Source organism: Alienimonas chondri (assembly GCF_013036045.1).
In the GTDB taxonomy this organism is placed as follows: domain Bacteria; phylum Planctomycetota; class Planctomycetia; order Planctomycetales; family Planctomycetaceae; genus Alienimonas; species Alienimonas chondri.
Genome location: NZ_WTPX01000237.1, coordinates 1 through 4878, shown reverse-complemented (window position 1 = coordinate 4878; position 4878 = coordinate 1). Strand labels below are relative to the sequence as shown.

Genomic DNA, 4878 nt, shown 5'->3' with positions numbered 1-4878 from the left:
CCGCGCGTGCTGCACCTCTTGCACCGGGCCGCGCTGCCGGGGGCGAACCTGGATCGCGTCTCCCGCGTGCAGGTGGAGATCGTCGAACCCTCGCCGCCCTCCCGCATGTTGCCGGCGGGCGACACCGTGGCGATGGTCGTCGCCGTCAGCGGCGACGGTTTGCTGGACGGCAGCGTCGACGAGGTGATCCTCGAAACCGAATCGGAAGGCGACGAAGAACCGAGCCTGCACCCCATGCGGCCGTCTTCCAGCGCCGGTGGGGCCGACAACGAATGGGCGCTGAACCTGTCGTTGGGCGAAGAGGACATGACCTACCGCGTGCTGGCCGGCGACGCGGTCACGCGGCGGTACACGCTGTCGGTGCGTCCGCGGCCGCGGATCACGGCGTTCGGCAAGACGATCGTCTTCCCGGACTATGCCCAGCTGCCGCCGGAGACCGTCACAGAAACGCACGGCGATCTGTTCGCCCTCGCCGGCTCGACGGTTTCTCTGACGCTCGAACCGAACGTCCCGGTCAGCGAGGCGGAACTCCGTCGTTCCCCCGCCGACCCGGACGCTGACCCGGTCGTCGTCCCGCTGACCTCCGCCGAGGGCGACGACGGCGTGGTGCGGTGGACGGCGGAGATCCCCATGGACGCCCCCGGCACCTACCGGATGCACCTGGTGAGCGCGGAGACCGGCTTCGACAACCCCTTCGCCCCGCGGAGCGAGATCCGCCCGCTGATCGACGCCCCGCCCACGGTCGCCTTCGGAGAATTGCCCGCCGGCGCCGCCTCCGGCCTGCTGCTGCCGCCGGACGATCTGCTGGACCTCACCGCGACCGCCGCGGACGACGTGCCGCTGGATCAGGTGGAACAACTCGTCTCGATCAACGGCGGCGAGTGGCAGGCGACGCCGCTGGCGTTCGATGCCGTCCCCCGCCTGAACCAAAGCGGCGCCGCGGTCGACACACGGGGCCGCGACCTCGCCGCCGCGTGGCGGTGGGATCTGCTGCCGATGCGTCTGAAGACCGGCGACGAAGTCCGCACGAAGCTCGTCGCGACCGACCGCAAAGGCCAGACCGGCCAGAGCGGCACGCTGCGGGCGCTGATCGCCGGCGAGGACTTCGACACGCTCCGCCATCTCGCCGCGGAGCGCAAGCTGCGGTTGGTGGATGAGTTCGCCGCCTTCGCCTCGGCCGTCGAAGAGCAGAAGGAACTCGCCTATGCCGCTCTGGAACGGGTGAAAGAGAACCCCGATGACGCCGCCGCGACGGCGGAGGAGTACGCCCTGCTGAGCGACCTCCGCGGGCGCCGCCGTGACGCCGCCGCGAGCCTGACCGCCACGCTGATCGCCGCGCTGCCGAACCAGCCCGCCGGCGCCGATGCGCTGGAACTGGAGCTGCTGGGACGGCTCGTCTCCGACATCGGCACGCGCCCCGCCGCCGACCCCGCCGGCGACGCCGAGCGCGGCGAGTCGGTCGACAAGATCCGCGACGCGGCCCGCCGCGACTTCGAGCGAGCCGCCGGCGATGCCAAGGTGGCGGAGGAGTTCGCCCGTCGCTTCGCCACGCACAACTTCCTCGCCGCGATCGCCGCGGATCTCGCCGCGGTGCACCGCCAGCAGGCGCGGGTCGTGGAGACGCCCGATCTCTCCTGGGATCGGCTCGCCCGGCAGGAAGCGGTGGTCACGGGCCGGTTGGACTCGATCGAGGCCTTCTCCGACCGCCACCGCGATCGGCTGACGGACCGCGTCCAGCGCGAGGTCGACAGCCTGCGGAAAGGGACCGCCGAGCTTCGCGCCAAGCTGGCCCGCGCCGTCGCCGAGGGCGAGACCGCGGAGAACCTCGACGAGAGCGGCGCCCCGAACGCCGAGACGCTCGGCAAGTTCATGAACGCCGCCCGCGAGGTGCGGGACGACCTGAACTGGCGCCACAAACCGAACACACTCCACAACCTCTCCGGCGAGTTCAAGAACACGCTGAGGGATCTGTGGAACCGCACCGGCGACCTGCCGGACCGGCTCGACGAGGCCGCCGGCGTGGTCGATCGCATGGAGGAAGAGCGGGCGAAACAGGCCGCGGCGGACGACTCCGCGGAGTTGGAGAAGCTGCGGGAAGAACTCGCGAAACTCGCCGCCGACCCCCGCGGGGCGCTGCTCCCGACGGTCGATCGCCTGCGGGACATGCGGTCGCTGCAAAAGGCCCGGCCGGATGCGGACACCGTGTTCGCCGCCGACGCCGGCCTCGCCTCACGGGCGATCGCCGCCGTCGCCGAAGCCGCCGCGGCCGGCGAACGGCTCCTCATCGAATCGCCTGTCATTGAGGAACCCGGCGACGAATCGACCGGGGAAGAACCGGCGAACGATGCCGACGCCGAGACGGGCACGGCAGAGACGACCCCGGAGAGCGTGATTCCGTCGTTCGCCCTGCGGGAGATCGCCCCCGCGATCCGCACGTTGCAGGCGGGGCACGAACTCGCCGCCGCCCGCCGCGCCGCCGAATCGCTGCGTGAACGGGAACGCTGGGGCGCCCAGTCGCCCACCGGCCGGCTCGACCACCCCCGCCAATGGGACGCCCACGAGTGGCAGCTGGAATACGCCGTCGACCGCCTTCGCCGCGCCGACGCGCGGGGCGAGGGGAACCGAATTGAGAACTCGATCAACGAGGCCCGCTGGTCGCCCGCGGTGCAGCGGGCGAAGCCGTTGATCGTCGAACGCCGTTGGAAGGACGCCGGCCCGGTCGCTGCGGACGCCGAACTGGCGACCTACGCGGCGGCGCTGCGGGCGGTCGAGGCGGACCTCGCCCCGACGTTGTCCGAAGCCCGGGCCGTGCTGATGAAGTACGCCCCGACGATCCCCGAACTCGCCCGCGCCGCCGCCGAAGCGGCCCGCGAGCGTGAAGAGGCCGCCGAAGCCGTCGCCGAAGCGATCGAAGCGGAAGCCGAGGCGGTCGCCGCCGCCGAAGCCGCCGCGACGACGCCGGACGCCGCCCCGGAGCTTGCCGCCGAGGCCGAGCAGCAGGCGGAACAAGCCGCCGAAGACGCCCGCGAAGCGGTGCGGGAACTGGCCCGAGAGCAGGCCGCCGCAGAGGCGGACCTCGCGGAGTTGGCCGAGGCGCTCGCCGATGACGCCGACCGGCAGGATCTCACCGACGAGGCCCAGCGGAACCGGGCGAAGGACGCGGACGCCGCCGTCGCCGCGGTCGATGCGCCCGCGGAAGCCGCCGAGGAAGCGCTCGCCGAGGCCGCCCACGTCGCCGCGGACGAGACCGCCTCCGCCGAGGAGAAGACCGAACCGCTGACCGAGGCCGCCGAACAGCAGGCCGCGACCGCCGAGGCGCTGGACCTCGTCGCGGAGCACTTCGAGCGGATGGACGCCGGCGCCTCGCCGGAGGAGATCGCGGAGACCCGCGACGCCCTTCAGGACGCCGCCGCCGAAGCCGGCGCCGCGGAGGAACTCGAAGAGCGATTCGCCCCCTCCGAAGCCCTCGCCGAGGCCGCCGCGGGCGACCCGCAGGCGCTGCTGGAGCAGTTGGAAGACGAGCTGGCGGTGAACCCGGCGATGCGTGAGGCGTTGTCCGAGATCGCCGCGGACGCCGCCGCGGACGCCCAGAACGTGTTGGAGGATTCCGCCGAGGAAGAGCGGGACATTCAAAGCGATCTGGACCGCTCCGACGAGGCGTTCCAACAGAAAAAGCAGGCCATCGCCGAGAACCTCAAGGACCTGGCGCAGGCGGCGGAGCGACTGTCGGCCCGAGCCGCGGACACCGCCCGCCGAGCGGCCGATCGGGGCAAGGCGGAGGAGGCGGAAGCCACGTTGCAGGAGGCCCGCGAGGCGTTGAACGAGGCGAAGGAGGCGGCCCGTAGCGCCGACGCGAACGCCCCGTTGCCGGAACTCGCCGCCGCCGCGGAGCAGGCTCGCGACGCGTTGGAGCAAGCCGCCGACGCCCTCGGCAAGGCTCGCGAACAGGCCGCGTCCAAAACGGGTGAGGAGATTCACAAGGACGACGGCGAGCGGAAGCGCCGGCAGAGCGAAGTCGAAAGAGACCGCCAGCGTCTGCGGGAGGCTCAGAAGCGGGACGCCGAGCAGGATCTGCGCGCCGCCTCGAACGAGAAGAAGCAGGCGGAATCGAAGCTGCGTCAGGAGGACAAGGAGGCCCGTGACGCGGAGAACCAAGCGAAGAAGGCTCAGCAGGACGCGGACAAGGAGCCGGACGATGCGAACCGCGCCCGGCGGGCCGCCGACGCCGCCGCGAACGCCGCCCGGAAGCAGGCGGACAAGGAAGCCGCGGAGCAGGCTCTCGACGCTGCGAAGGCCGCCGAGGAGCAGGCGAAGCAGGACCGAGACGCGGTCGGCAAACAGCCGAACCCGAACTTGGAGGCGAAGAACCCGGCCGCCCAACTCGCGGAGCAACTCGCGGGCGAGGCGGAGGAGGACGCCGCGGCGCTCCAGGAGCAGGCCGCTGAGATCGTCGCCGCCGCGGACTTCGCGGGAGAACTGAACGCGTCCGGGGAGGAGCTGGCGCGCTCGGAACAGCGTCAGGCCGCGGTCACGGAGCGGGTCGCCGATGCCGCCGCGGATCTGGAACGAGCCGCCCGGCATGAGGAGCGACTCGGCCAGCCGGCGAACGCCGAAGCCCTCGAACGGGCCGCGGAGGCCGTGGCCGAACTCGCCGAGGGCGAATCGGCGACCGCCGAAGGACAACTCGCCGAAGCCGCCGCACAGGCCGAAGCTCAAGCGTCTGCGAACGAAGCTGGCGAGGGAGACGGCGGCGAGGGCGAACCCCCGCCGCCGGCCGATCCGAACGCGGACGTGGCCGCCCGGGACGCGGTCGCGGCGGCGGAAGCGGCGCTCTCCGCGGAAGCTCAGGCGTTGGCCGAAACGCTTGCCCCGCCGGCC

At 72.4% G+C, this 4878-nt stretch carries 1 protein-coding gene; it reads left to right on the top strand.

The window, feature by feature from the left end:
- Nucleotides 1-4878: coiled-coil domain-containing protein (locus tag LzC2_RS20265; protein WP_171189847.1), on the top strand; the 4878-nt coding region annotated here is incomplete at both ends.